The 26,956-nt window shown below is 36.4% G+C and carries 23 protein-coding genes and 1 other annotated feature; of the genes, 5 read left to right on the top strand and 18 right to left on the bottom strand.

The features are described from left to right. Positions 1 to 2: 2 nt before the first annotated feature. The 3 genes from rimI to AB1I62_RS11280 form a co-directional block, all read right to left on the bottom strand. Positions 3 to 557 carry a ribosomal protein S18-alanine N-acetyltransferase gene (rimI, locus tag AB1I62_RS11270; RefSeq protein WP_002384199.1) on the bottom strand — a complete coding sequence of 185 codons (555 nt, stop codon included), beginning with the start codon at positions 555 to 557 and terminating at the stop codon, positions 3 to 5. Next, on the bottom strand, positions 529 to 1,248 hold the full coding sequence (tsaB, locus tag AB1I62_RS11275) for a tRNA (adenosine(37)-N6)-threonylcarbamoyltransferase complex dimerization subunit type 1 TsaB (protein WP_002356660.1): 720 nt from the start codon (positions 1,246 to 1,248) through the stop codon (positions 529 to 531). The genes rimI and tsaB overlap by 29 nt, the downstream gene beginning before the upstream one ends. A 115-nt stretch (positions 1,249 to 1,363) precedes the next feature. Continuing rightward, positions 1,364 to 3,406 (bottom strand): penicillin-binding transpeptidase domain-containing protein, encoded by a 2,043-nt coding sequence (locus AB1I62_RS11280; protein ID WP_202250964.1) that lies wholly within the window; start codon positions 3,404 to 3,406, stop codon positions 1,364 to 1,366. Positions 3,407 to 3,613: 207 nt separating this feature from the next. Here AB1I62_RS11280 and AB1I62_RS11285 point away from each other — a divergent pair, with 207 nt between their 5' ends. The 5 genes from AB1I62_RS11285 to AB1I62_RS11305 all read left to right on the top strand — a co-directional run bounded on the left by AB1I62_RS11285 (position 3,614) and on the right by AB1I62_RS11305 (position 8,889). Beyond that, positions 3,614 to 4,846 (top strand): SPFH domain-containing protein, encoded by a 1,233-nt coding sequence (locus tag AB1I62_RS11285; protein WP_002356656.1) that lies wholly within the window; start codon positions 3,614 to 3,616, stop codon positions 4,844 to 4,846. A gap of 103 nt (positions 4,847 to 4,949) precedes the next feature. Beyond that, on the top strand, positions 4,950 to 6,095 hold the full coding sequence (locus tag AB1I62_RS11290; RefSeq protein ID WP_010824820.1) for a hypothetical protein: 1,146 nt from the start codon (positions 4,950 to 4,952) through the stop codon (positions 6,093 to 6,095). Further along, positions 6,092 to 6,901, top strand: a complete 810-nt coding sequence (locus tag AB1I62_RS11295; protein ID WP_128705471.1) for a TPM domain-containing protein — start codon at positions 6,092 to 6,094, stop codon at positions 6,899 to 6,901. The genes AB1I62_RS11290 and AB1I62_RS11295 overlap by 4 nt, the downstream gene beginning before the upstream one ends. A gap of 222 nt (positions 6,902 to 7,123) precedes the next feature. Beyond that, the gene (locus AB1I62_RS11300) at positions 7,124 to 7,675 is read left to right on the top strand and encodes a DUF5067 domain-containing protein (protein ID WP_010783600.1); all 552 of its coding nucleotides are present in this window, start codon (positions 7,124 to 7,126) and stop codon (positions 7,673 to 7,675) included. Positions 7,676 to 7,776: 101 nt separating this feature from the next. Then, positions 7,777 to 8,889: an SHOCT domain-containing protein gene (locus AB1I62_RS11305; RefSeq protein WP_367019294.1), complete on the top strand. Its 1,113-nt coding sequence runs from the start codon at positions 7,777 to 7,779 to the stop codon at positions 8,887 to 8,889. A gap of 23 nt (positions 8,890 to 8,912) precedes the next feature. Here the strand turns inward: AB1I62_RS11305 and AB1I62_RS11310 are convergent, their stop codons facing one another. From AB1I62_RS11310 to AB1I62_RS11380, 15 genes are all read right to left on the bottom strand, one after another. Then, entirely contained in the window at positions 8,913 to 9,644 is a 732-nt protein-coding gene (locus AB1I62_RS11310; protein ID WP_048737964.1) for an HAD family hydrolase, read from the bottom strand. Between the two features lie 147 nt (positions 9,645 to 9,791). Next, entirely contained in the window at positions 9,792 to 10,019 is a 228-nt protein-coding gene (locus AB1I62_RS11315; protein WP_048737963.1) for a hypothetical protein, read from the bottom strand. 87 nt (positions 10,020 to 10,106) lie between these two features. After that, on the bottom strand, positions 10,107 to 10,757 hold the full coding sequence (locus tag AB1I62_RS11320; protein ID WP_202250966.1) for a diphthine--ammonia ligase: 651 nt from the start codon (positions 10,755 to 10,757) through the stop codon (positions 10,107 to 10,109). 763 nt (positions 10,758 to 11,520) lie between these two features. Next, positions 11,521 to 12,321 (bottom strand): phosphatidate cytidylyltransferase, encoded by an 801-nt coding sequence (locus AB1I62_RS11325; protein ID WP_002359680.1) that lies wholly within the window; start codon positions 12,319 to 12,321, stop codon positions 11,521 to 11,523. Continuing rightward, on the bottom strand, positions 12,318 to 13,133 hold the full coding sequence (locus AB1I62_RS11330) for an isoprenyl transferase (protein ID WP_002362225.1): 816 nt from the start codon (positions 13,131 to 13,133) through the stop codon (positions 12,318 to 12,320). Before AB1I62_RS11330 ends, AB1I62_RS11325 begins: the two co-directional genes overlap by 4 nt. Positions 13,134 to 13,480: 347 nt before the next feature. Beyond that, positions 13,481 to 14,299, bottom strand: a complete 819-nt coding sequence (locus AB1I62_RS11335) for a MetQ/NlpA family ABC transporter substrate-binding protein (RefSeq protein WP_367019296.1) — start codon at positions 14,297 to 14,299, stop codon at positions 13,481 to 13,483. A 14-nt stretch (positions 14,300 to 14,313) separates the two neighbouring features. Beyond that, a complete protein-coding gene (locus AB1I62_RS11340) occupies positions 14,314 to 15,000 on the bottom strand; it encodes a methionine ABC transporter permease (protein ID WP_002362617.1) in 687 nt (228 codons plus the stop codon). Then, the gene (locus AB1I62_RS11345) at positions 14,993 to 16,030 is read right to left on the bottom strand and encodes a methionine ABC transporter ATP-binding protein (protein ID WP_048737955.1); all 1,038 of its coding nucleotides are present in this window, start codon (positions 16,028 to 16,030) and stop codon (positions 14,993 to 14,995) included. Before AB1I62_RS11345 ends, AB1I62_RS11340 begins: the two co-directional genes overlap by 8 nt. Positions 16,031 to 16,143: 113 nt before the next feature. Further along, positions 16,144 to 16,391 (bottom strand) — a binding site (T-box leader). A 53-nt stretch (positions 16,392 to 16,444) separates the two neighbouring features. Then, the gene (locus AB1I62_RS11350) at positions 16,445 to 16,759 is read right to left on the bottom strand and encodes a glycine cleavage system protein H (RefSeq protein WP_002413422.1); all 315 of its coding nucleotides are present in this window, start codon (positions 16,757 to 16,759) and stop codon (positions 16,445 to 16,447) included. 5 nt (positions 16,760 to 16,764) lie between these two features. After that, a complete protein-coding gene (locus AB1I62_RS11355; RefSeq protein ID WP_002359675.1) occupies positions 16,765 to 17,124 on the bottom strand; it encodes an arsenate reductase family protein in 360 nt (119 codons plus the stop codon). A 24-nt stretch (positions 17,125 to 17,148) separates the two neighbouring features. After that, entirely contained in the window at positions 17,149 to 18,336 is a 1,188-nt protein-coding gene (locus AB1I62_RS11360) for an FtsW/RodA/SpoVE family cell cycle protein (protein WP_048737953.1), read from the bottom strand. A gap of 243 nt (positions 18,337 to 18,579) precedes the next feature. Further along, on the bottom strand, positions 18,580 to 20,016 hold the full coding sequence (locus tag AB1I62_RS11365; protein ID WP_002356635.1) for a helix-turn-helix domain-containing protein: 1,437 nt from the start codon (positions 20,014 to 20,016) through the stop codon (positions 18,580 to 18,582). After that, entirely contained in the window at positions 20,017 to 20,718 is a 702-nt protein-coding gene (locus AB1I62_RS11370) for a bacterial Ig-like domain-containing protein (protein ID WP_002379695.1), read from the bottom strand. It abuts the gene before it with no gap. Positions 20,719 to 20,916: 198 nt separating this feature from the next. Beyond that, positions 20,917 to 25,440, bottom strand: coding sequence for a bacterial Ig-like domain-containing protein (locus tag AB1I62_RS11375; protein WP_202250967.1), 4,524 nt, complete (start codon positions 25,438 to 25,440; stop codon positions 20,917 to 20,919). A 175-nt stretch (positions 25,441 to 25,615) separates the two neighbouring features. Then, a complete protein-coding gene (locus tag AB1I62_RS11380) occupies positions 25,616 to 26,947 on the bottom strand; it encodes a hypothetical protein (protein ID WP_002379697.1) in 1,332 nt (443 codons plus the stop codon). Between the last annotated feature and the right edge of the window lie 9 nt (positions 26,948 to 26,956).

Raw genomic sequence — 26,956 nt, forward strand, 5'->3', positions numbered from 1 at the left:
CTTCACTCTTCTTTTAAATCAATTATCATTTCTAGTGCGTCTTCATTATTTTCGTCATAATAGCCTTTTTTCACCGTTTGTGAGGCAAAGCCAATTTTTCGATACAAACGTTGGGCTTTAACATTACTCATTCGTACTTCTAGCGATAAGGTTTCACAACGATTTTTCTTGGCAAAAATTCGCGTTTCTTCTATTAAAGAACGACCTAAACCTAAGCCTTGGTATGCTGTATGGACAGCGACATTCGTAATGTGTGCATCCGTTCCTTGAATCCGACAACCAATAAAGCCAACTGTTTTTCCGTTAATTGCCGCTAACAAATAGAGATGCGGCGCTTTTGAGCCAAGTTCTGCCATGAAAGCAGACATCGTCCAAGGAAGTTCCCCAGCATAAACTTCACGTTCAATTGCTAGTAAATCCTTAATATCTTGGTAGGTGATTTCACGCAATTGAAATTCTTGCTGGTTCATTGCAATGGTTTTAGTTATATACCGTTGCCGTCTTTTTGTAAAGTATTTTGTCACAAAATTAAAGTTTTTCCACATAGCTTTCTCCATTAGGCGTGTGTGTCTTCAACCAATTTTCTTCCGCTTCTACTTTTTTCAAATACGCAGGTAAGAACCCATGAACATTTTCAACAGGTTCAGCCACACTACCTAACGCAGCCAAAACTGCAGCATTAGGAATTTGCCATTGCGGGACATCACAAATTTCTCCATGAGGAATGATTTGAGCTATTTCTTCAGTGAATTTTTCAACATCTTCACCAACAAAAAAAAGATTTGGTTCATTTTTTAGTTGTTCTAATAACTCCCGCAGGGAAATATGTTGGTCCGGTAACTCATTTTGCCACACGCCATTGACAAACCGATAAGCACCAGCATAGACGTTTTTACGACGTGCATCAAAAAGAGGCACAATTAAACCGGTTTGTCCAACACAATTGGCAGCTAACGTTTGTAGACTGGAAATGCCTACTAGCTCTTTCTTTAAAGTATAGGCCAATGTTTTGGCAGTCGTCACGCCTAAACGTAAGCCAGTGTATGATCCAGGTCCTTCTGCTACGACAAAACGATCAATTGCCGTTGGCGCCAAGTTCAATTGGCTCATCAAATAGTCAATTGCCGGCATTAATGTTAAGCTATGATTTCTTTTAACCGTTGCTGTATAACTTCCCAGAATTTTTTGATTTTCACACACAGCAATACTCAATGTTTGGTTAGATGTATCTATTGCTAAAATTCGCACACGAATCCCTTTCCTTCTACAATTTAGTCGCTTCATTGTAGCACACTTTCCTTTTTCTAAAAAGGGAAAACGAGGTTTCTGTAAAAAGAAACCTCGTTTCGTTCATTTTCTCTTTTTATTTAATGGTTGCTTCTAAGTAATCAATTAATGGTTTACTGATATCTGTTGCAGAACCATTTTCTCCTGAATTTTCAACCATAATCATTGTTAAGAATTTATTGTTACTACGATCTAACGTTAGAAGGAAACTGTTTTCTTTGCCATCTGTATCTTGTTTATCTTTTATTTCAGCTGTTCCTGTTTTAGCAGCCAATGAGAAGTTCGGATTGTACATATTATAAACATAACCTGAAGGATCTTCCACACTACCTAAAAGATCTGTGGCAATTGTATTCGCTGCGTTGGCGCTGATTACATTGTCTTTTTTCTTCGTTTCTTTGTCTAAAACTAATTTTGGATAGACCAATGTTCCATTATTTTGGAAAACACTATACATGGTAGCTTGCTGGATTGGCGAAATTAACAATTGGCCTTGACCGTAGCCCGTATCTGCTAAAAGAATTTCAGAATTAAATTTATCTTCATTTGAAATTTGAGCAGGCGTCATGGCAATTGGTAAATCTAGTTCCTCACCGAAAATGAATTTATTAAGACCCGCTCTAAATTTGTCTTCCCCCATACGTAATGTTTGTTGGGCAAAATAAATATTATCTGAATTAACTAAAGCGGTACGCAGATTGACTGGACTTGCTTCTTTTACACGTGTCGCAAAATAGCCGCCCCAAGATTTATCTTTTTGCCATTTCAAACCATTAATTTCTAGCTCTTCATCTGGCTTCAATGTCCCTGCATCTAAACCAATGGCACCGGTAATTGTTTTAAAGGTAGAGCCTGGTGCATAGCCTGTCGCAAAACGTGCTGTGAATGGTAAATCTTTGTTGTTATTGTAAGCATCATATTCTTTTTGAGAAATGCCATTGGCCATTTTATTAGGATCATACGAAGGTGAACTAACCGTTGCTAATAAATCGCCTTTTTGAGGATCGGTAATGACCGCACTACCAGGGCGTTTGTCAAATATAGCAAAAGCTTGTTGTTGTACGCCACTGTCAATCGTTAATTTAATCGTTTGACCATCTTTTTTCTCTTTGGTTTGTAAAGCTTTTTTGACATTCTCTTTGTCATCTAAAATAACTAGTGAGCCACCATCTTGCCCTCTTAATTCTTTATCAAACGCTCGTTCTAAACCAGTTTTACCAATTACGCCCGTACTACTTAACTCTGGATTTTTTTTAATATCTTCTGCAGTAATGGTGCCCGTATACCCGATTAATTGCGCAGCTGCTTCCCCCAGCGGATAATAACGTGACTCTGTGTCTTTTGTCGCAGCCCCTGTTGGTAATTCTGTCAATGGTTCAGAAGCAACTGTGATTGGTACAAAGGAGTCTGCTTGGACCCATCCTTGGCTTAACTTTTGATTGATTTCATCAACAGAAACGCCGAACTTATCACTAAAAGCTTTGATATTGGCTGTTTTTTCTGCGCCAGAACCGAGTTTGCCAGGTACTACGCCCACTTCGTCAAACACTTTGTTAATTGCTAGCCCACTACCATTACGATCGACAATTTCTCCACGTTTGGCATTATCTACTTGAATCGAAATTTTATCATTTCCTGACATATCTGGAAAAATTAAAGACGGCTTCCAAGCGATTTGGTAGGTATCGCCTTTCTTGGCGATACTTGATTGATAAGACAAATCTTTCATTTCGCCTAAAGGAGTGCTCATCGATAATTTATAGGTAAATGTGTATTGATTGTCTTTCTCCTTTTTGACTTGAACATCACTAGCTTTGACTCCTTCTGCTTGAATCCCTGAATAAATTGCTTGGTATTTTTCAACAACAGATTTAGTATCATAGCCATTTTTCTTTAAGCTAGCTTCTTGAACAACGGACGGTAACTTATCAAATTCCTGTTTTGACAATACGTTTAAAAATGTAGTAGCTGTTTTCTTCGCTTCGGCTAATTCTTGTTTGGCTTGCCATTGACTATAAGCATAATACCCGCCACCGGCAGCAGCGATTAGAACCAAGGCAGAAACACCAAGAATAAGTGGTTTTTTTGAAGATTTTTTATTACGATTGCTTCGTTCCATTCAATAATCCCCTAACTATATAATATGTCTTTTCTTCTATTATACGTAACTTTTTTTAAAATGCTTGTGTTTCACCTATACTTTTTTTAATTTCTTAATAAAGTTTGATCAAATTTTTCCATTTCATCAGGCTTTCGTTGGATTTCTCTGCATTCATTGTGTGGTATACTAGCAGTAACAATTAGTTTTTTATTAGGAGGAATGAACATGGGACTTATTAAAGCAGCAACAAGTTCAGTTGGCGGTGGCTTGGCCGATCAATGGCTAGAGGTTATTGAACCTGATAATATGGGGGACACAACCGTCATGACAAAAGGTGTTTTTGTACGTAAAGATGATAAACGTGGTTCTAATCGTAAAGGAACGGACGATGTTTTAACAGATGGTTCTGTTGTACATGTCTATCCCAACATGATGATGCTTCTTGTCGATGGTGGCAAAATCATCGATTACACTGCTGAAGAAGGCTATTATACAGTCAAAAATGATTCTGCGCCTTCAATGTTTAACGGTTCTTTAAAAGATGCGATTGCAGAGACCTTCAGTCGTTTCAAATTTGGTGGCGTAACTCCACAAAAACAACAAGTTTTTTATATTAACTTGCAAGAAATTAAAGGCATTAAATTTGGAACACCTGCGCCATTAAACTATTTTGATAATTTTTATAATGCCGAACTTTTCTTACGTGCACACGGAAATTACTCAATTAAAATTACAGATCCTTTACTATTTTATACTAATGCGATTCCTAAAAATCAAACGCAAGTAGATATTAATGATATTAATGAACAATATTTGGCAGAGTTCATTACAGCATTGCAAGCAGCAATCAATCAAATGTCTGCTGATGGGCAACGTATTTCTTATGTTCCCTCAAAAAGTGTTGAATTAAGCAAATATATGCAAACTGCACTTGATGAGGATTGGCGCACCAATCGCGGCATGGAAATTGTTTCTGTAGCAGTTGCGAGCATTTCTTATACAGATGATTCAACAAAATTAATCAACATGCGAAATGAAGGAGCTATGCTCAGCGATCCAGGTGTTCGCGAAGGCTATGTTCAAGGTTCCTTGGCTCGTGGTATGGAGGCTGCTGGTAAAAATGAAGGTGGCGCTATGAGCGGCTTTATGGGCGTTGGTATGGGCATGAATGCGAATGGCAACTACTTTGCGCAAGCGTCTCAAACAAACCAACAACAAATGCAAGAAAAACAAAACCAGCAAAACGCACAAGGGGCTACAGACACTTGGACTTGCCCACAATGTGGGACTGAAAACACTGGGAAGTTTTGCTCAAACTGTGGTACACCAAAACCAACAAACGAAAAACCAAAATTAGAAATGAAATGTAGTGAATGTAGCGAAATTGTTGACTTAAGTAATGGTATTCCTAAGTTCTGTCCACATTGTGGTAAACCATTCCAAGGGGTTCCTTTATAAGCAAGTAGTGAACAATTAAAGAAAAGGGTCAGGCACAAGTCTACCCTTTTTCTTTGAATCAGATTCCTGTTATTTACTCACTCTATTAGAAAGGACGGTTGCAATGGAAACAACATTTACCCATAAATGCCCCAACTGTGGCGGCCCGCTCTTATTTAATCCCAAAGATCAAAAATTTCATTGTGAATATTGTTTAAATATTTACACGGAAGAAGAAGTGACTCGTTATGAGCAACAGCAACATGAGGCGCATTTAGAGAATCCCTCAACAACGACTGCCGAGGAAAATTTGACTTTCACAGCGGAAGAAGAATCCTCCGCTATGCAACAAACAGAGACCACTGAGAATGAAACAACTGCCGATGCAGGCACAATGGAAATTTTTAATTGTCCAAGCTGTGGCGCTCAAATTGTCACCGATGCAACAACAGCAGCCACATACTGTTATTATTGCCATAATCCAGTTGTCTTGGCTGGTCGATTAAGTGGCGAATTTTTACCAGAAAACGTCTTACCCTTTACAATTGAAAAAGACGAAGCGATTGAAAAATTTCTCGCTTGGACCAAGAAAAAATGGTTCATTCCTCGAGATTTTTTCAGCAAAAATCAAATCGATAAATTAACTGGGGTTTACTTCCCCTATTGGGTCGTTGATGCAGAAGTCGACGGACAACTGCAAGCTACTGGCACAAGTATTCGCATTTGGCGCGTAGGTGATATTGAATACACCGAAACAAAACGTTTCAATGTGGGACGTTCAGGAAAATTATCGTTTAAAGAATTAGTTAAAAATGCCTTGTCAAAAAACATCCAACAAAAAATGGTGGAAGGCGTTCAACCATTTTTAATTGATCAAGCGGTGCCTTTCAAAAGCCAATACCTAGCAGGTTTTCAAGCAGAAAAACGCGATATTGAATATGAAGCAATCAAAAAACACGTCCAACAAGAATTACAAGATTATTCGGAATCATTGTTACGGGACTCTGCTTCTGGTTATACTACGTTGACAAATGTTCGCACGGATATTTCTCTAAACCAAGAAAATAATCACTATATGCTTTTGCCAATTTGGTTAGTCACCTATCGCAGTCAGGAACAATCAAAAAAAGTTTATTATTATGCCATGAATGGACAAACAGGTAAAGTAAGCGGTGTGCTTCCAATTAGTTACACTCGTTTAGGACTAGCAACGTTAGGCATTTTCGCTGGACTCTTAGCACTCTTTTTATTAGGAGGTTATTTCCTATGAAAAAACGACTTTTACCTATTTTTTTCCTAATACTTCTTACCTTTGGCCTTGCCCTACCCGTTTCGGCGGCTGAAAATTCAATTGATGATGACGCACAATTACTGACACCTGATCAAATCAACCAACTAAAGCAAGAGATACAACCTTTAGAAGAAAAAACAAAAGCCTCTGTCTTTATTGTGACCACAAATAATAATACCTATGGCGATGAACAAGACTATGCAGATCATTATCTTTTAAATAAAGTTGGCAAGGACCAAAATGCGATTCTTTTTCTCATTGATATGGACTTACGGAAAATCTACATCTCTACTTCTGGAAACATGATTGATTATATGACAGATGCACGAATTGATGATACCTTAGATAAAATATGGGATAATATGAGTCAAGGAAATTATTTCGCGGCTGCTCAAACCTTTGTTCAGGAAACTCAAACATTTGTTGATAAAGGGGTTCCTGGGGGGCACTATCGTGTGGACAGCGAAACAGGTAAAATCACCCGTTATAAAGCCATTACCCCGTTGGAAATGGTAATTGCTTTTGCTGCTGCGCTGATACTCAGTTTGGTCTTCTTAGGCATTAATATTTCTAAATATCAATTAAAATTTTCAAGTTATCAATATCCCTTTAGGGAAAAAACAACTTTAAACTTAACCTCCCGCACAGATCAGTTAACCAACTCTTTCATCACTACGCGTCGTATTCCTAAAAACAATGGCGGCAATGGCGGAATGGGCGGTGGTGGTAGCACCACCCACTCAACTGGCGGCGGCACATTCGGTGGCGGTGGTCGAAGTTTTTAGATTTTTTATCTTTTTTAATTATTTCATAAAAATAATGGTGTTATTTTTATGAAATAATGATAAAATAAGTATACTGTGGTGTGTTATTTTTACACAGGACGGTATACTTATTTTCATTTAAACTAAGTGATTTGTAGTCCAAAGTTATTTAATTGGGGATTGTTTTCAACTATTTAGTAAGCGCTACAAATCATTAACTAAACTATGGGAGGGAAAGTGAAAATGAAAAAATTTTCTATGTTAGGATTAGTTTTAATTAGTACTCTGATTTTAGGTGCATGTGGTTCTGGAACAAACAACACTAATAAAACTAAAAAAACCTCAAGTACTGCTACCGCAACAACTGAAACAAAAGCTAAAGAAGATAAAGGGACTTATAAAGATCGAACATTGACTGTTCCTGATGGTGTATTAAAAATCACCGAATTCCAAAAAGGTACAAGTTTCGATGGTAAACCAATCTTTTATGTACTATTTGATTTGACTAATAACACTAAGGAAGCACAAGATGTACAAATGTTATACTCTAGTTTTGTTAGCGTATCACAAAATACCGGCGATACAACAGAAGATTTAACTTATGGAATTGTTAATGATTCTCCGATTAAAGATAGAATTGACATGTTAAATAAAAAAGTTAATCCTGGCGCAACTGTCCAAGCAGCATACCCTTATGAATTTGCTGATGAAACAAAACCTGTAACTTTTACTTTCAGAGACAGTATGTTCAGCATGGGAGATCCTATCGCTGTTGAAGAAATTACAATTAAATAGTCTGTAAGCAAGTAGGCACTTAGTTCTACTTGCTTTTTTGGTTTGTTCTTCATAGAGTTGAATGGTAAAATTAATTTATCTTAACAAAAAGGAGTCATCCCATGAAAAGTATGTGCGAACTGTGTGATCTAAATCCTGGTAAAATCATCACCTTTGATAATCACGGTATCTGTAAACATTGTGCAGAACATTTAGAGTTAAAACCAAAAGAAATTAAAGATCGAACAATGGAAAGTATTATAAAACGTCAAGAAGAAATTATAAAAAAGGATCAAGCAATGCAAGCAAAGGGAAATTTATGTTATCTTTGCGAAGAGGAAACTGGCAAGTACTTTACGAGTGATTTTTATCGCGTAGGAAAAAGCTGTTTAAAAAAACTTAAAGTATCCACTTGGTCCGTTGATAAAAAAAGTTTAGCTGATTTACAACAAATGCAAGAGTTAATAAACAAGCAGTCTGAAATCGTAAAAGCAAATGAAAAAAATGCTGAAGTTTATGGAAATCTATGTGCTCTTTGTCAGGATAATAAAGGAAAATATTTAACTTCAGATAATTACCAAATCTGTAAGAAATGTGCAGGTCAACTCGGTGTCCAGGGACAAGGATATACCCAAACTTGGACATTGACGGATTTAAGAAATGTCCAAGAAGACAACCGGCTATTCAATCCTACAACAACTATTGCTGGCTCGATTGAATTCGATGAACCTGAAAAAAATTTTCGACTGGTTGGTTCATCAAAAATTTTGCCAGTAAGCATTATCGCTGATTACAAAATTTTAGAGAAAAAAAATACCCATTTCACCGAAGAAAACGTACCTTATGATCGCGTCAGTAGTGTCTATATTTTGATTAATCTAGATGATTTGCAACGCCCAACCATCACTATTTCCTTTTTAAAGACACTTAGTGAGCAAACCACTGAATTTGATCGTCAATTAGCGATCGATAGAGCCCGTTTCAACGCTGAACGAGCCCTTTCATCATTAGACACTATTGTTCGTCGAATAAAAGAAAAAGAAATACCAACTCCTATAAAGAGTGATAAAAACCAACCGATTGAACCAAAACTATCTGATTCACAAAAAAACTCATCTAGCACTATTGAAGACGTAATGGCTGAGTTAAGAAATTTAAAAATGTTAGTTGATGAAGGAGTTCTAACAGAAGAAGAATTTCAACAAAAGAAACGGCAATTGCTTCAATTAGATTAATAAAAAAATCCTGAAAAGACTCGTCATCTTTTCAGGATTTTTTTCTTCTTGGTATTTCCCCATAATTCTTGATAAGGTATTTCATGGATATCACGAAAATAAGCTACTTCAAACTTTTCAAAATCAGTTGACTGGCAGTTGCCGGTTAAAACACCAATTCCTGCTTTACCATGACAAGTTCCCATGAAAACATCCACGAGCGAATCACCTACCATAATTACTTCTGTCGCCTTCAATTGACATGACTGACAAAAGGCTTGGAGCATGTCCGCATCTGGTTTCGGTAAGTAACGATCTCCTGTCGCAATAAAATCAAACATTTCTGTTAAACCAAGATATTCCATAATCAACATAGTCGCTGGCAAAGTATCTGAAGTTGCTAATCCAATTTTATAGTTCTTCCGTTTCAGCTCAAGAAATAACTGTTTTAAATCACCAATTGGTTCAATCTTTTTCAGATTTTTTCGTAAATAATCATAAAAAAATTGCTCTAGCCATCGACTGCTGATTCCCTGTTCGACTAATTCCTCAAATTGCGCCAATTCCTGATACAGTTCCTGATAAAGGACTTCATCAAGTAAATGTTTTTGCAAAAAACGTTGCTCCTGAATAGCTAATATCTTTTTTATTTCTGCTGAATGATGAGGGGCTAACATACTTAGTGTTTCAAAACAAGCTTTCAAACCTGCTTGCCAAAGAGTATCAAAACGAATACACGTACCATCTTTATCAAATAAAATTCCTCGATTTTCCATGAAAGAACACCTCAAAACGTTTGCTTTGCTTCCTATTTGTTTCTTCAAGTATACTAATCATTTATTTGATTTTGATATTCTTTTTGTATCATTTGTGTAAAAAAATATAAAAAAGCAACGAATTTAGAAAAATTCGTTGCTTTTTTATTAATCAATCACTTTTTTCACTTTGAATTCTTTTGTTTCAACAGATGGTTCTGTTTGATCAGCTAATTCAAATAAAATATGGGTACCATTTTCTTCATCTTCAACGATAATCAGTTTTCCTGGAATCTTTCGAGTATCTTTCGCAATTTGGGCTTCTTTAATTAATTCTTTTTGATCTCTTTTTGAAGCAAGGGCATTTCCTAAATTAAAAAAGACAGTTTCTTCCATAATTAACCACTCACTTTCTCTACTTTTCTTAAGTCAATTATAGCATATCCCTAGAAAAAGTGGCAGCTTGTGTCCTTTTACTTTCATTTAAGCATCAATAATCAAGGAATAAGCATAAGGACTTTCATAAATTCCTGAAGTATAATAATGGAGCCTCTTTTTAAATAGCGGGCCGTCAATTACCAACGTATGGTACTCCCCGTTTTCTCCGCAAATATCTAATTGATGCTCTTTAAGGTACGTGATAAATGTTTCATCTAACGGTTCTCCTAAAAATTTTATTGGAATACCTGCCTCTTTGCTGACCGTTTTGATAATTGCTGTGTACCCTTTTGCCAAGAATTCTTTGACAAGTGCTTCGCGATTTTCCTGCCAAAGAGGTAATTGTGGCTCTAGCCCAGCACTTAATGCAACTTGGCGATCCCAAGCACCATTTTGTTCAATATCTATATCACCAAAACAAACCGTTTCTGCACCCAATTTTTTAGTTTCCTGCAGTGCCTCAACCACTTTTTCTGTGTAATTTGTTTCATTGTTATGTGATATAACAAGTGGTAAATCTAACGCTTCGGCTGCTGCTTCTAAGACGGAGATTGGTATCCCGTGAAACCAAGAACGATTAATTTCATCACTTAATGTTGTCACTAACGCAACTGGCTGATTTCCTGCTTGTACCAATCGATCCATCGCCAATAAACAATCTTTACCAGAGCTATAACTTAAACAAAATTTTTTCATAAACGTTCCCTCTTTTCTCTATGACTATACCTCAAAACAATACATCCGTATACATATTTATTATTTAAGTATAACTAATACTGAATAGTTATTTAAATCAAAACATGGTATAAAATAGAGGTAAAGCAAGCTTTATTCACTTCTTTATATCTCTTTTCAACGGATGATCAGCTGGCGGAAACCAGCTGATCTTTTTTTCAAAAAACACAGCTATCTTTTGCAGTTTTCTTTTCCTCATGTTATAAAGAGATAGTAGGAAGCATTTATTCACTTCTTTACAAATCTATCTTAATCTTAGACAGTCGGCGGAAAACGGCTGTCTATTTATCTGGAAAAATTATGAACTCGTCAGCTAGTGGTCAGTTGACGAGTTTTATGTTATAATATTTAGAACACGAAAAATATTTTTAAACGAACCATTCAATTGTTTTGATGATTTTATTCAAAACTGGCGTGTCTAGAGAGATACAAGGATGTATTAGAGGTAGGGAATACATCGCTTAAATGAAAAATACTTGAATACTAGAAATAGTCTGATCCAACTTTAAAATAATAATATTGATTCGTTAGATAGCCTTCTCTTTAAAGAGAAGGCTATTGTCAATTAAAGAGTAAAACCACCGAATGTTTAAAATTAAACTTATCTCAAACATACCCTGTCAGTGTTTCACGCATTATCTCAATAAACAGCAAAAATCCAGAAGAGAGACTCTTCTGGATTTTTGCTTATTTGACGATACTTTTTTAAATTTTGTTAATCAATTTAAAATAATCCACATAAGTGCATAATTGGGAAAACAAATAATAAACTATCAAAACGATCTAAAATACCACCATGTCCTGGCAAGATGTTACCAGAGTCTTTCACGCCATAATGACGTTTGATAGAAGATTCAACCAAATCACCGAATTGCCCTACTATAGAAAATAGAACCGTCAATACGAGCATCACCGGCATTGGATAAGGAAATAGCCCTTTATTAGCTGTGAAAACTAAAAACAACGCTGCTACAACGACGGCTGATAAAATACCACCAAGTGCACCTTCTATTGTCTTGTTTGGTGAAACATCTGGCATCAATTTATGACGACCAAATCGGCGTCCAAATAGATATGCACCAATATCCGTTGCCCAGACAATGAATAAAGCAAATAACAAGACTTCAAAACCTGCGGAACGGGCACTAATAAAGTTCTGGAACCCCATCCCTACATATAAACTGACAATAACTGGAAAGCCAGCTTCTTCAATCGTATATGTATTTTTAGAAATCACCGAAGCACCTAACAACAACATTACAGTGACATAAAATAAAATGAAATTTGTTTGCATTTCCGGCAAAAAGTTTAACCACTTAATTGTTGGGATAACTAAAAAAACGGCCCCTAATGCTGATAAAACACCTTCAAAACTTAATAACGTTAATCCTTTCATACGGAATAACTCGTACACGCCGACTACTGCCAAAGCAACAGCGGCAATCTCAATTGCAAAACCACCATACCAGATAATTGGAATAAAGATGATTAATGCGACGATAGCTGTGATGACACGTTGTCTCACTGCGGATCGCTCCCTTCTGTTTCTGTAGTTTCTTTTAGACCTCCAAAACGACGATTACGATTTTGGAAAGAAGCAATCGCGGTTTCTAAAGTGTCTCCTGAAAAATCAGGCCATAATGCTTTTGTAAAAAACAACTCGCTATAAGCAATTTGCCATAGCAAGAAATTACTAATTCTCTCTTCCCCACTTGTTCGAATCAACAATTCTGGATCACGAAGTTCCGTGGGTAAAAAGCCAGTCATTAAGTGATCTGCGATCGTTTCTTCTGTAATCTCATCTGCCGTATATGCTTTTTCTGAAACCTCTGCAGCAATCTGTTTCATGGCAGTTAGTAGCTCCGCACGCGCCCCATAATTCAAAGCAAAGTTCAAAACCATGCCCGTATTGTCCTTGGTTTGCTCAATGGCCCGCTTAACAGCATCTTGCGTATGGCTTGGTAGAAACTCTTGGTAGCCCATTACATTGACTTTAACATTTTCCTTAATTAATTCAGGCACGAATGTATCAAAAAAATCAACAGGCAATTGCATTAAGAAATTGACTTCATCTGTTGGTCTCTTCCAATTTTCCGTTGAAAATGCATAAAGTGTTAAAACTTTAACGCCTAAATGACTAGCATGCTTCGTTATTTTTTTAACCGTATCCATGCCTTCTTTATGTCCAGCAATTCTCGGCAGTCTTCGATTCTGTGCCCACCGTCCATTTCCGTCCATAATAATGGCAATGTGCTGCGGAATTTGGCCTTCTTTATCAAAGGCGTACTGGCTTGCTTCTTCTACATATTTATTTTTTTGCGGAAAAAAACGTAACATCTTTTTCCCTCCATTCCAAAAAATCTATCTTAATTATTATAACAATAACTAATGCAAATGCCTATGCATAGTCCCTGAATTTTCCTGATAATTAAGAAATTCCTTGTAACTTTATCATTTATAGTCCTTTTTTAAAAGAAAAAAACTTAGACTTGGCAGGTAAATCAACATGATGTATCTGCCTAGCCCTAAAATTTTAAATAAACAACGGGACAGGAGCAGCTTCTTCGGAAATAAGCTGAACGTCCTTGAGAGACAAAAAGCATCTTTCAGAACTTTCTTCTTATTTCTTGAAGCTTAACACGCCTGTCCCGACCTCAAGTTTTTATTCTATTGTCTTTTTCTTTTTATTCATTGACTGGAACAATGGCACCGTTCCATTTTTTCGTAATCCAATCTTGGACTTCCTTGCTACGTAACAATTTGACTAATTTTTTTACATTTTCGTTGTTTTCGTCTTCTTTACGAACCGCAATAATATTGGCATAAGGTGAACTTTCTTTTTCTAAGGCAATCGCATCTTTTTTCGGATTTAATCCTTGATCCACGGCAAAGTTTGAGTTAATTAAAACCGCAGCCCCTTCTTCATTGTCATAAAGAGTGGTCATGATTGCTGGATCACTTTCATGATTGAATTTCAACTTTTTAGTATTTTTATCAATATCATCGAAAGTAGCAGTTGTCCGGTCTACCCCTTCTTTCAGCGTGATTAAACCAGCATCTTCTAAGATAGTTAATACGCGTGGCCAATCTGAAACGGAAGAGCTAACGTAAATCGTTGAACCATCAGGAATTTCTTGTAACGATTTGTATTTTTTCGAGTAAAGCCCAACTGGTTCTAAATGAATCGCACCTGCATTCACAAAGTCATAATCATTTTCTTTAACCGCTTCATTAAAGAACGGCACATGTTGGAAATAGTTGGCATCGATATCGCCACTTTCCAACGCCTTGTTAGGTAGCACGTAATCTGTATAAGTCGTCACTTCTAATTTTACGCCTTCTTTTTCTAATAAAGGTTTTACATGTTCTAAAATCTCTGCATGTGGAACTGGTGAAGCTCCAACTTTCAAGACCGAGTCATCACTCTTTTTATTGCCGCAAGCCCCTAAAACTAAGACAGCTACTGCTACAGTAATTACTGACCATAATGTACGTTTTTTCATCTTATTCCCTCCATTTATCGTTTATCTATTTTTTTAGCGACTGTATCCCCAATCCATTGAATCGCAAAGACAATAATTAAGATACAAATCGTTGCTACTAAGGTAACTGTATTTTGACCACGTTGGAAGCCATCTTGATACGCCAAACTTCCTAAACCGCCCGCTCCAATAGCAGCTGCCATTGCAGTATATCCCACTAAGGAAATGGTTGTAACGGTTAAGCCAGAAACAAGCGCTGGCAGACTTTCTGGTAATAGAACTTTCCAAATTATTTGGAAACGATTGGCCCCCATTGCTTTGGCTGCTTCAATCACGCCTTTATCGACTTCACGAAAAGCAATTTCGACCATGCGAGCATAAAAAGGTGCTGCGGAAATAATCAATGCTGGTAAGGAGCCTTTGACACCAGACATACTTCCTAAAATAATTTTTGTAAAAGGAATTAACAGAACGATTAAGATAATAAACGGAATCGAACGGAAAATATTTACAAAAATGGCCACTAGCCAATACAGTAATCGGCTCAAAATCCCTTTTCTGCCTGACGTTTCAAAAAGTAGTAGTCCTAAAATCAGCCCTAAAATGGCGACCACTATGATTGAAATCCCTGTCATATAAAGTGTTTCAATCGTTTTTTCTTGTAGTTTACTTATATCAATTTGCGAAAAATCAAAGAAACTTGCTAAGCCACGATTATTCATTTCCAATCACCTCTGTTTCTACACGAAGTTTACGTAATCCTTCAATGGCTGCTAGAATATTTTGCTCTTCGCCTAATAATTGAATATAAAGAGAACCCACTGCACCCTGCTTTGTTTGCTGAATGTTCCCTTGAATAATACTGACTTCTACTTGATATTCTCGGACAATATGCGAGATAATTGGCAATTTCGCTTGTTCGCCGTGGAAAAGTAGGCGAACAATTTTTCCATTCGGATATTGTTCCAACATTTCTTCAACAACCAGTTCCGTTTCTTCAATGTTTTTATCCGCTTCTTGTTGGATAAAGCGTTTCGCAATTTCTGTTTGAGGCTTTTTGAAAATATCGATTACTTTACCTTCTTCAACAATTTCACCATATTCCATCACGGCTACGCGATTACAAATTTTACGAATCACGTGCATTTCATGGGTAATTAATACAACCGTTAAATTTAATTCTTGGTTGATTTTTAGTAGTAATTCTAGCACCTCATCAGTTGTCTGCGGATCCAAAGCACTCGTTGCTTCATCACAAAGCAAAATGTCAGGATTGTTAGCTAAGGCACGGGCAATCCCCACTCGTTGCTTTTGCCCACCAGAGAGTTGACTTGGGTAGGCGGTTTCCCGTCCTTCTAAACCAACCAACTTGATTAACTCTTCTGCGCGGCTTTTCCGATTTTGTTTTGGAACGCCAGCAATTTCCAATGGGAGCATGATATTTTCTAGGACCGTCCGTGACCATAATAAATTAAAATGTTGAAAGATCATCCCAATTTTTTTACGGAAGTTTCGTAGTTCTTTATTTGGCAACAATGCAATATCTTGTCCTTGAATTTCTACTTCACCTTCTGTAGGTGTTTCAAGTCCATTCAATAAGCGAACCAACGTACTTTTTCCTGCACCCGAATAGCCAATAATGCCATAAATATCACCAAATTCAACCGTTAAATCAATATCTTTTAAAGCCGTGACTTTACCCGCTTTACCGGAAAACTCTTTTTTTACATGACGTAATTCAATTAATGCCATTTTGTTCTCCTCTTCTTTCTGTTCTACTTTCTTATTTTGAAGGTTTAGCACTTTTTATGAAACGAATTTGCTTAATAAAAACAAAAAAACTTCCATCCTTTTGCTATTACAGCAAAAAGGACGAAAGTTTGTCATTTCGTGATACCACCTTAATTCGCTATTATTTCTCAATAATAACCTCATACGGTACTTGATTCTTCGCATACCGTTGGCTGTAACGGGCGCCCCGTAGTAAGTTCACTGCTTCGCTCACTTACTCTGCTCAAAGACCATCTTCCATCTTAAATCTGTTACCCATTCTCAGCAAACAGGGCTCTCTTCAAACGTCCTTAACATGTACTCTTCTTTTCAAAGCTTTCTTTTGATTAGATTGAGAAAATTATAGCAATAAACATTGGCCTTGTCAACGTAAGACTAAAGATTTTCAAATTCTGTTGGTTCAACATCTGCTAAAACAGCAATCCAGGCATTTTCTTCATCTAACGCACTTGGCTCTTGATCAGCCGCTTCATTAATCGCGACTACCTTACCAGATAATGGACTACTGAATTCACTGACTGCTTTTTCTGCTTCTAATTCAATTAAAGAATCACCTTTAGCTAATGTTTGTCCGACTTTTGGAAACGTTGCAAAAGTAATCTTTCCTAAATCCTCTTGGGCTTCGGCGGTTAAACCAATTTTATAACCTGCTTCTGTTGGTACGATCCATAATTGATCGATTTGTTTCATTTCACTCATTTTCCAAGCACTCCTTCGTAATCTGCTTCTTTAAAACCATTCGTTAGAAATGTATTGTCTTTTAAGAGAATTGGACGCTTAATCAACATGCCATCCGCAGCTAAACGCTGACTTGCTTCTTCAATAGAAAAACTGTCAACAAGATCTTTTAAGCCTTGTTCTCTATATAAAACCCCACTTGTGTTAAAAAAACGACGAACAGGCAAGCCGGTCTCTTTCATCCATTTTGCTAATTGTTCACTACTAGGCGGTGTTGCTTTAATATCAATTGCTTGGTATTTAACGCCTTGTTGGTCTAACCACGCTTTCGCTTTTTTACAAGTTGAGCATTTAGGATATTCATAAAGTGTGTACATTTCTACCCCTTCTTTCTTCTTTCTTTAACGACCACTTCTGGTACGAACCGTTTCTTGTTGGTAACGCATGGACATAATTAAGCCCACCCCAATCATGTTACCTAAAATGGAAGAACCACCTTGACTAATAAACGGTAATGGAATCCCAGTTAATGGTAGTAAACCAATATTCGCTCCAATGTTTTCAAAAACATGGAACAAAATCATCATGATAATTCCTGTGGCAATGTAGGCATAGAATTCATTATTTGTATCAAAACAAACGCGAATCATGCGGTAGATTAAAATAAAATACAACAAAATAATGAAACAGCCACCAATAAAGCCAAAGTTTTCACCAACAACTGTAAAAATCATATCTGACTCACGAACAGGGACATACACATCACTCACGTTAAAGCCTTTTCCGAAAAGGCCCCCAGAACCAATTGCTGTTAATGCTAGCGCTGGTTGGAATGAGCGATCTGGATCTGTATGGAAAGGATTTAGCCATAAATCAATCCGATCAAATTTATAGGCTTCGACCCCTAACTTAGACAATAAATCTCTACCTGTTTCTGTTGTAATCAAGTAAATAGTTCCAGCTCCGACTAGAGCAGCTAAAATAAAAACTGGCACAATAATTTTCCAAGTAATGCCAGACATTAAGAAAACTCCCCCAAAAATGGCTAAGAAAACTAACATCGTCCCGAAGTCTTTTTGTAAAAGTACTAAAACAATTACCGGAATCGCCACTAATAGCATTTTAGCAATTAGCCAAAAGTCGCTTTTGAGTGTTCGGTCCACATATTTGACATTATGCATGGTCACTATATAGGCCAACATCAAAATAAACGCAATCTTCATCAATTCCGATGGTTGGAATGTGGTGCCACCAAAGCGAATCCAGTTTTTAGAACCTGTTTGCTCTGCTAGCACGGGGTCATAGAATTTCAGTAGTAATCCCATTAATACTAATCCAAGTGTATAAAAAACGGGCGTTAACCGCCAGAGTAATTTTGAGCTAAAATGCATAATAATGACAATACTTAATCCTCCGACTAAATACCACAGTCCTTGTTTCATTAACAAGCTTCCAATTTTAGGTTTGCTTGGATCATTGTAAAGCGCTACGTAAAGCGATAGCATACCAATTAGTGATAAAAGAAAAACTGGTAATATCACGCCGTAATCAATTCGACTATCTAAATTTGTTTTCTCTTTTCTATTCATTCGTCATCCCTTTTCCTTTGTTCATACGTTTTTTATTATATCTTTCTCACAGAAGAAAAGAAAGGAATTCTACTATATTTGAGAAAAACTTTAGAGAATTGGTCCTTCACTAGCAATTTTTTCTTTTTCTTCAATCCTATTTGGCTTTTATTTAAAATTTTTTACATCAGTGATAATGAGAAAGTTTACTATAAACATTCAGTAACAAAAAACAGTCGCAACTAAAACACGTTGCGACTGTTTTTATTCGCTTTTTCTTTGTTTCGTTTGTTGTAGCTCTTTATTAATTCGGACAATTTCGTTGCCAAAATTTTGCCAGTCACTGGCTCGCGGGGGCGCTAACCAAATTAAACATTTTACTGAAAATAACGTTTTTGGTAAATAATCCGAAACTACTAAATCAGTATCTGGTCGAATCGCTGAATGAAAGTGAATGCTGAAAGATTCGAATATTTTGATTTGTTCTTTGATAAACTGAGTATATTTTTCTCCTTGCGTAAAATTCACATAAAGATTGATCGTGCTTTTTTCATTCCTTTGGTCATAAAGACGGGATAACACTAATAGCAAATCAAAAAATAAAGAAAGCTTACTAAACTCAAACGCCGAGCAATCCAACGCAAATAAAAACTGACGACAGCTATTAAAAACAATTGGGTAGCGTTCCTGAAAAAATTCTAAATCCATAATTCGTAAGGTGATATCGATGAACGGCGTAATAAAACGATGTTGATAAATAATCGGAACAATTTCTTGATAAAATTCTTCGTCCGAAATTGTAAACGGCATATAAGAAAAGAATAATGTTTTCGTAGCCGTAATTGCCTCATTGTGAGAACTCAGCAAATGTTCCGAAATAAGTTCACTTTGATAGACCGATAAATTGCCGATAATTCCTTGAATTTCTGCGTTTTTCTCTGCATGAGTCGCCTTCATCACTTCGTTGATCCAACTTTGAATTTCTTGATAAATCGAACTTTCTTCATCAAAAGCGAATGGATTTTCTTCTTGGGATAAAAAATAATTAGCTTTTCTTTGCGTTCGTTCTAACGCCACCAATACATAATGTTTAAATAAATGAAAATTAGTGATATTTTCATAAGAGCCTTTCAATTGAGCCAATAATTGGTTAACTGCGCGAAGATCTGTTTGATTATATAATTCTTCAGAATCTTTGTAAATTCGGTAATAAAGCATAGTAAAATATTGTCTAATCGCCATTTCATTGCCGCTAAGTTGTAAATTTTTGGATAACTTAATACCGTATTGACCTAATTCTTTCCGGATATGGTCAACAATTTTGTATACAACCGTTCGACTCATCCCGTGCTTTTCACCGTATTTTTTGATTGAGGTAAACTGATGAAAGAAAATCGTTTTTAATAGATTAAATTCTAACGAGTCTTTTAAATAATATTCTTCAATAATACTTGAAGAAATACGAAGGCTTTGAGATAACAAAATTTCATTATTTTTTTCACTGATTTCCATCTCATTAATCAGACCAAAGCGTTGCAAATCTGCATTGATTTCTGTTATGTTCCGTTCTAGCAAATAAGGAGAAATAGCTAATTGCTTACATAAACGATCTTTTCGTTCAGAAAATGAATATTGTTGCTCTAACTTTCTAATAATCGCTAATTTTAAATTTTCTCGATCATCTAATAACAAGAATTCCATTTAAACTCTCCTTGTTCCATACAAAAGTGAGCCTGACAGGAAGCTTAAAGTGGTGCCAAATTGAGAGGACCCACTTGCCGCTCCTCCAGTAATTTCCACTGGGGCTATCGTATCTATTTTTTTCAACAACTCATCATTTAACAGCACCTTTTTATTTACTCGTTCCTGTTCAATTTTATTTTTCTTTTTCTCCTGTTTTGTTTGTTGCTCCTTGTCCTGTCTCGAGGCAATAATTGATCTTTCTGGGCCAATCATTGCTTGACTATAAGGAAGCTCTGCAAGCATATTCCCCTCTGCAGCAAAATTAGTAGGGTTGACATACACCTTCGCAATAGAAAGGTATGACTCGTAACGGAAGGTTACAAAATAAAGGCCTACTTTTTGAGTATTTACATTATTTTCTATAATTACATTTTCTAAATTTAAAGGGCGACCCTCTTTATCTTTTAGAAAAACGACATTGTCTAATGGTGACCATGCTTGATTAACTCCTAAAAACGTGTCTTTTAATTTAAGTTCCGTTTGATTTTCTTTGACCGTAATGGTTGCTGTTTCAATTTTGCCATCCACTTCATAAGTCACGGTGTATTTGCCTGGTGTTGTCGCTTCGTTTGCATAGCTATTCACTGAAGCAATCAACATTCCTGAAGAAAGAAATAAGGCTGTGCCGATACTACCATAATAAATAGTTCGCTGGTTCATCTCGTTTATTATTCCTCCAAACTATTTCATAAAAATAACTATCTTAACAGAAAAACCTGCTAATAGGTGTTCTTAAAATAAAAGTCACTTGTAAAACTTCCTATTTTCCAAGGAAACAGCTACCCTCATTCATGCACTTATTCATCTTTTAAGCGTGGAACAAAAGTTACTTTAAACTTTTGCCCCACGCTCATTTAATTATTTTCGTTTCTTCTTGATGACTATACCACTAATAATCACAATAAGTAATACAACAAGTCCTAGCACACGATATAGACCATTAGTTTGTTCTCCCGTTTTGGGATAACGTCCTTGCTTGTCAGGTTTCACAATGTGTGTGACATACTGACTACTTTTTATCGTGGTTTGATTCGTTGAAGAACTAGTCTGGTTGTTCTCATTTTTATCTGGTAGCGGTGTAGGATTACGATCAATCACATGAACAGTTGCTACTGTCGTTAATTGACGAGGTGTTTCGTTTGAAAACATTGAGAAAAGTCGTGACTGCACAGCTGGTTTGGTTTCATTAACTGGCTCAGTGGTATAGGAAATCTGGTACTCTCCTGTTTTCTTTGTATCAACTTCCCCTTTTACTTGAACCTTATCAAAGGATATAGCATGACCATCACGATCTGTCGCTGAAACGAAATTATCTTCTGGTTTCCACGAATCACCAACATAAATCGTTGTATCTTTAACCTCTAACTTAGATTGGTCGGGTTTGACGGCCACATGGGCTGTTTCTTCTTTACCTTCGTAACTGTAAACGATTTGATAAACGCCTGCTTTGGTGTTATCAACTTGACCTGAAACAGTGATTTTTTCGAATGGGACATCTTGGCCTGTTTTATCTGTCGCTGAAACAAAGTTCTCTTCTGCTTCCCATGAATCTCCCACATAAATCGTTGTATCCTTGACTTGTAAACGACTATCATCACGGACATGAACGATTGCTTTCGCTTCTTTTGTGCCATTTTTATAGACAATTTCATAATCGCCTATTTTATCAACATTCACTGTTCCCTGAACATCAATTTTTTCAAAAGGAACGTCTTGACCTGTTTTGTCTGTCGCGGAAACGAAGTTATCTTCTGCTTCCCATTTATCACCCACATAAATTGTTGTATCTTTGACCTCTAACTGACTGTCATCACGGACATGAACGATTGCTTTCGCTTCTTTTGTGCCATTTTTATAGACAATTTCATAATCGCCTATTTTATCAACATTCACTGTTCCCTGAACGTCAATTTTTTCAAACGGGACATCTTGACCTGTTTTGTCTGTTGCTGAAACGAAATTATCTTCTGGTTTCCACGAATCACCAACATAAATCGTTGAATCTTTAACCTCTAACTTAGATTGGTCGGGTTTGACGGTCACATGGGCTGTTTCTTCTTTACCTTCGTAACTGTAAATAATTGGATAAACGCCTGCTTTGGTGTTACCAACTTGACCTGAAACAGTGATTTTTTCGAATGGGACATCTTGACCTGTTTTATCTGTTGCTGAAACAAAGTTCTCTTCTGGTTTCCATGAATCGCCGACATAAATCGTTGAATCTTTGACTTGTAAACGACTGTGATCAATTGTTTTCGTTAATGGAATTTTTAGTTGATTGTCTCCTTTGACCAGCTTAATGGCTTTTCCTGTCAAATACTCTTCATCCACGGAATATTCCTGCGGTACATTCGTTACTCGCAAAGTATAATCACCTGTCATGATGGCATCAAAGAAGTATTGACCTTTTTCATCTGTTGTAAATTCGGTTGCTGTATGCGTGACATTATCAATTAGTTCAAAAGAAACCTTCGCAATTGCTTGGTTTTCATCCTCTATGTTATGCGTATAGAATGTGGCAGTTGCTAAATAAACAATACCTTCCGCATCGCCTTCTGAGAATTTCAATGTGATTGGTGCAGTGGTGACTTTTTTCTTGTTAGCAGACATCTGGTCCAATGTTTCAGAGTCGATTGTTGTTTCTGTATAGATTTGGCCAGCGTTTGCAGAGACAGTATTGTATTCAATCGTAATGTTTTCTGTCAATGTATAGTCTTTAAAAATGACTTTCGCACCGTTTGTAGTCTTCTCTAATGAATAAGCATCTTCTGGCACACCTTTCACGGTAATAGAATTCAAATCGATTTGTGCATTGGTTGTGCCTTTTGGTGTTAATTCAATCGTTGGATTTTTCACACGATGTGTTTTATTATCAATATTTTTTGTTGTTACTGTTGTTTTTGTTACATTTTTTAATGTTGGATTCGCCGCTTGTGTTGCACTCAAAATGTCTAACGCTTCATTTTGAACAGAAACCGAAGCAGACCTTTCATTATTATTCGATTGTGGTTCTTTAGCTGTCCCTGTTATATAAAGAGTTGGCACGTCGATCCAGCCATTGGCGTTTTTATACTCAATAATGTAACGTTTGTTGGTTTTTCCAAAATCAAACGTGTAACTATTGGTATTTTCGTCAAAAGTAATCGTTGGGTATCCAGGACTGTTTGGTGTCATTGGTTTATCAAAATAATAGCCACGATCCCAGTATTGTGGATAAATTGAATCTACCTGATCGTTTGAAACATCATAAATGTCAAAAAGAACATCGGCGCCAGCTGGAATTTTTGTGCGGACGCTTAGTGAGTCAAAAGAATCATTTCGTGCATTGACAAGGAATTGATTTTTACTACTTTGAAGTGTTCGTTCAGAACCAATGTGTCGATTGGTATTTACTTCTGTTTCTATAGGGGAAATGCCATCAGCACTCATTGTCACAGGAATTTTATCAAAAGGAATACTTTTATCTTTTGGTAAACTATCTGGCACGTAATTAAAGCCAATTGGAATTTCAAGTTCATTTGTAATTGGCGTAGTGAACTTAATGATCGAACCATCTGAGGTTGGTGTGACTGTATAATCTTTCCCTAAAACATAATATGAAAAATAAATATCTTTTGTGGCTCTAACAGATAGATATTGCGGATGCTTTATTTTAATCTCTAAATTTTCAATGGGGTTGGCCTTACTACCTGCTACAGCTATTTCGGTATCACTCATATAAGCACCGTTTCGATCATAATTTCCCCATGTCGCTTCCGCATTCGTAGGATTTAACATAGCGATTGGTTCAATATATTGATCGGATACTAATTGAATGGCTTTATTGGGACCAATTACAGGGGTACTTAATGATAGATTAATGTCCTTCTTGTCAAAATCCATTGTTAAATCAGAAATATTTATTCTTAAATAGCTATCTTTTGTGGCCGTTAAGATAAGCTTGCCCCCTTCAGTTTTAATATCAAAATAGTCTTCCAATTTTACATATTCATATAAAGGACCATACGCCATAAATTTAGGATTCTTAATTTCTTGACCGTTTGTACTTTCTAATACGATTTGTTGACCCATTTTTGTTTCTGTTAACGTGCCATAAATTGTTACATAATATTTCCCTTTGCTTCGAAAACTGATATAGGATATACTACGCATTTCACGGTCAGCAATTACTTTACTTGTTTGACTCGTCTTAGCAGTAAAATCGGTTGTTTTATTCGTTCCTGTCGTATTTTTTAACGAAAGAGAACCTAACTTGGTTGTTGGATATTGCTGATCAAATGAATAACTGTAGTCCGAAACACTCTCTAAATAAATTGTTCGATTAATCGATAAAGAATAGGCTTTTTGTTGATTCATGTTTGGAACAGTTACAGCAATCCGCCCTAGTGAATTATCGCTTAATGTATAATCTTTGCCAGGTGTTAACAGGGTTTGCGTTTCTGGTAAAATTTGACCATTAATGTCGACATCGTAACTGAAAACTTGAGGTTCCAAGTTATCTTGTTTTCCAAAGACAGCGCCTGGCGTCTCTGTTGTTAATAATTCTAATGTTTGATTGCCAGTTAACGTCCGGTCTAAATTATAAAAAATTTCGCCATCTAACCCTGTCGTTCTGGTTCGTTCGTTATATTGAATTGGTTCCACTTGTTCATATAAATCAAACGAGTAGGTTTTTTTATTTTTTCCTGGAGTTTCAATTTTGATTAATGGTTCCGCCTCTGTTGTTAGATAACTTTTTAGTTCTACTTTAAAGGAAGTATCTGAAACTCGTTGATTAAACGTAATACTTAATGTTTTGGTTGCCGCATCGACTGCCCAAGTTGCGCCAATGCCCGTCACATCTCCGCTAACAGTTGAATAACCTAAATGTTCTGGTAATTGAACTGTATAAACTGATCCAGGTGCATAACCTGTGTTTCCAACAGCAAATTGGAACGTAGCGGTTACCGGTGTTGTATTTAATTCGCGGTGAACTTCTGTTTGGCTGTATTCTGTTCCACCAATCGGCGCAAGACTCATACTGTCAAGTAGTTCATCTGTAATTGGCGCTTGAACATCTGGTAGGGCTTTTTCATTAAGTGAGGTGTCCTTGTCCTCCGTTGTTTGTTGTTCAGATGGTGTAGCAGCATCACTGGAAGCTGTTGTGCTCGCCTCTGTGGTTTGCGATTCAGTTGTTGCAGTTGGTTGATTCATTTCTGAAGTATTCGTTGTTGCTAAAGGTAAAGATGGTGTTGAGTTCGATAACTCTGCCTCTTTTTTTGCTGTATCAGTGGTCTCTGTTTGTGCTTCTGTCGTTGTTACAGCATAGGCATTTACGGCAAACCCGAAATTTTGTGCGAGAAGTATACTCAACATCACAAAAGAAAAAGTTTTTTTCTTCATACTAATCCCCTTTCAATAAAATTCATATAACCTAATAATAGCTTGTTAAAAATGAAACAATTGATTAATTTTTTTTGAATCTTCGAAAAAAAAAAACAGCTTTTCATAAAAAAATACTTGGAAAATCAGCCACAATCACTGTTTTTCCAAGTATTTTTTTATGAATATTTGTAAATTATCGTTTCTTTTGACGAAAAACGACCACGAAATAAACTGCAATAAACAATAACACTAAGAGCGAGTTACTATTTTTAATGAAAGTTAAAAATTGACTTGTTTGCATTGAAATGCCTTTGCCGCCAGTCAATTCTAATAAAAATTGTGTCGTGCCACCTTTGCCTACTACAGTGACTAACATAAGCGCCATCAAAATAAATTGATGGAATAAACTCCCTTTTGTTTGTGTTGTGTATTTGATAAGGATGCGGCTATCTTTTGGCAAATCTGTCTCTTGATAATATCGCCTAGCTAAAAAGCTGTTCAATGTGCTTTTGAAAAAACTCAAGAGAAACAGGCCTAAAATAGTCCACGAAGTAAGAAGTAATATTCCCAAACTTCCCGCCAGACCAATCATTGGTATGTTGTTTGACCATTGTTTCGTTTTACTAGCTGCAATCATTGCAAAAATCATCCCTAAAACATAAGGTAAATAGAGATAGATGCCCATATGAGCTCTGCCGTAAACCCCTGCAACATAAATGGAACCAAATAAAAATAAATAGTTCCCCACAATCCCGTTAATCAAGGTCGCAAGATTCATTTCTAATGATACTTTATACGCGCCGCGTTTGCCATAATGACTAACGAAAAGGACAGCCACCACAAAGAAACAGCAGGCGCCAACAATCGCGTAATCAAATTCCACCGCATTCGTTAATAAGCGACCACTTCTTAATAAAAGTAATAACACAAAAAAGATAACAAACAGAATTAATTCTTTTCGTGAAACTTCTGCTGATTCTTCTTCTAGCTCGTTTAATGAAACAGGATAGCTCTTGATTGCTACTAAAGCAACCAGAAAATAGAGCGCGTACACCAATAACGCCAGTCCAATCTCAGTCGCTTTAAAAAATAAAGCGCCAAATAAAACAGCGGTCAATAAGACTGTCGTTAAAAGATTGCTGTGACTAATTTTTTGACCTTCTTCTTTCAAGAAAAAGCGAATTGATTGATTACTTGGTGGCAACAACGCCCCACTAAGTCCTAACAACATTCCTGAAATACTATAAAGCGGGAAAGAATAAGCGCCGGCAATCCCAATTAAGGAGCCTGCCAAGCCTAACAATAGAGAAATCTTTAGTAGACCTAGACTAGTTAAAGACAAATTAATTCCTCGAACCAGAAAAATGCCTGTCATACGCAATGTATAAAATAAGACAAATGGTAAAATTGTTAAAAGGTTGTGTCCATCACTCAATTGAATGTAAAGCAAATAAGGCACAACAATAATCGTATTACTTAGTAGACTTAATGCTGTATTACCAAGACTTTCAATTTTTTTATTCATTTTGACCTC

The organism is Enterococcus sp. AN402, from assembly GCF_040719405.1.
GTDB lineage: Bacteria > Bacillota > Bacilli > Lactobacillales > Enterococcaceae > Enterococcus > Enterococcus faecalis.

Excerpts from the sequence above, each read along its gene's own strand:
- AB1I62_RS11370 (WP_002379695.1), bottom strand. The coding sequence starts at position 20,718 with ATGAACCAGCGAACTATTTATTATGGTAGTATCGGCACAGCCTTATTT.
- AB1I62_RS11300 (WP_010783600.1), top strand. The coding sequence starts at position 7,124 with ATGAAAAAATTTTCTATGTTAGGATTAGTTTTAATTAGTACTCTGATT.
- AB1I62_RS11280 (WP_202250964.1), bottom strand. The coding sequence starts at position 3,406 with ATGGAACGAAGCAATCGTAATAAAAAATCTTCAAAAAAACCACTTATT.
- AB1I62_RS11330 (WP_002362225.1), bottom strand. The coding sequence starts at position 13,133 with ATGTTACGTTTTTTTCCGCAAAAAAATAAATATGTAGAAGAAGCAAGC.
- AB1I62_RS11295 (WP_128705471.1), top strand. The coding sequence starts at position 6,092 with ATGAAAAAACGACTTTTACCTATTTTTTTCCTAATACTTCTTACCTTT.
- AB1I62_RS11365 (WP_002356635.1), bottom strand. The coding sequence starts at position 20,016 with ATGGAATTCTTGTTATTAGATGATCGAGAAAATTTAAAATTAGCGATT.
- AB1I62_RS11285 (WP_002356656.1), top strand. The coding sequence starts at position 3,614 with ATGGGACTTATTAAAGCAGCAACAAGTTCAGTTGGCGGTGGCTTGGCC.
- AB1I62_RS11380 (WP_002379697.1), bottom strand. The coding sequence starts at position 26,947 with ATGAATAAAAAAATTGAAAGTCTTGGTAATACAGCATTAAGTCTACTA.
- AB1I62_RS11355 (WP_002359675.1), bottom strand. The coding sequence starts at position 17,124 with ATGTACACACTTTATGAATATCCTAAATGCTCAACTTGTAAAAAAGCG.
- AB1I62_RS11375 (WP_202250967.1), bottom strand. The coding sequence starts at position 25,440 with ATGAAGAAAAAAACTTTTTCTTTTGTGATGTTGAGTATACTTCTCGCA.
- AB1I62_RS11310 (WP_048737964.1), bottom strand. The coding sequence starts at position 9,644 with ATGGAAAATCGAGGAATTTTATTTGATAAAGATGGTACGTGTATTCGT.
- AB1I62_RS11315 (WP_048737963.1), bottom strand. The coding sequence starts at position 10,019 with ATGGAAGAAACTGTCTTTTTTAATTTAGGAAATGCCCTTGCTTCAAAA.
- AB1I62_RS11340 (WP_002362617.1), bottom strand. The coding sequence starts at position 15,000 with ATGAATAATCGTGGCTTAGCAAGTTTCTTTGATTTTTCGCAAATTGAT.
- AB1I62_RS11360 (WP_048737953.1), bottom strand. The coding sequence starts at position 18,336 with ATGAATAGAAAAGAGAAAACAAATTTAGATAGTCGAATTGATTACGGC.
- AB1I62_RS11305 (WP_367019294.1), top strand. The coding sequence starts at position 7,777 with ATGAAAAGTATGTGCGAACTGTGTGATCTAAATCCTGGTAAAATCATC.
- AB1I62_RS11320 (WP_202250966.1), bottom strand. The coding sequence starts at position 10,757 with ATGAAAAAATTTTGTTTAAGTTATAGCTCTGGTAAAGATTGTTTATTG.
- AB1I62_RS11290 (WP_010824820.1), top strand. The coding sequence starts at position 4,950 with ATGGAAACAACATTTACCCATAAATGCCCCAACTGTGGCGGCCCGCTC.
- AB1I62_RS11335 (WP_367019296.1), bottom strand. The coding sequence starts at position 14,299 with ATGAAAAAACGTACATTATGGTCAGTAATTACTGTAGCAGTAGCTGTC.
- AB1I62_RS11345 (WP_048737955.1), bottom strand. The coding sequence starts at position 16,030 with ATGGCATTAATTGAATTACGTCATGTAAAAAAAGAGTTTTCCGGTAAA.
- rimI (WP_002384199.1), bottom strand. The coding sequence starts at position 557 with ATGGAGAAAGCTATGTGGAAAAACTTTAATTTTGTGACAAAATACTTT.
- AB1I62_RS11350 (WP_002413422.1), bottom strand. The coding sequence starts at position 16,759 with ATGAAACAAATCGATCAATTATGGATCGTACCAACAGAAGCAGGTTAT.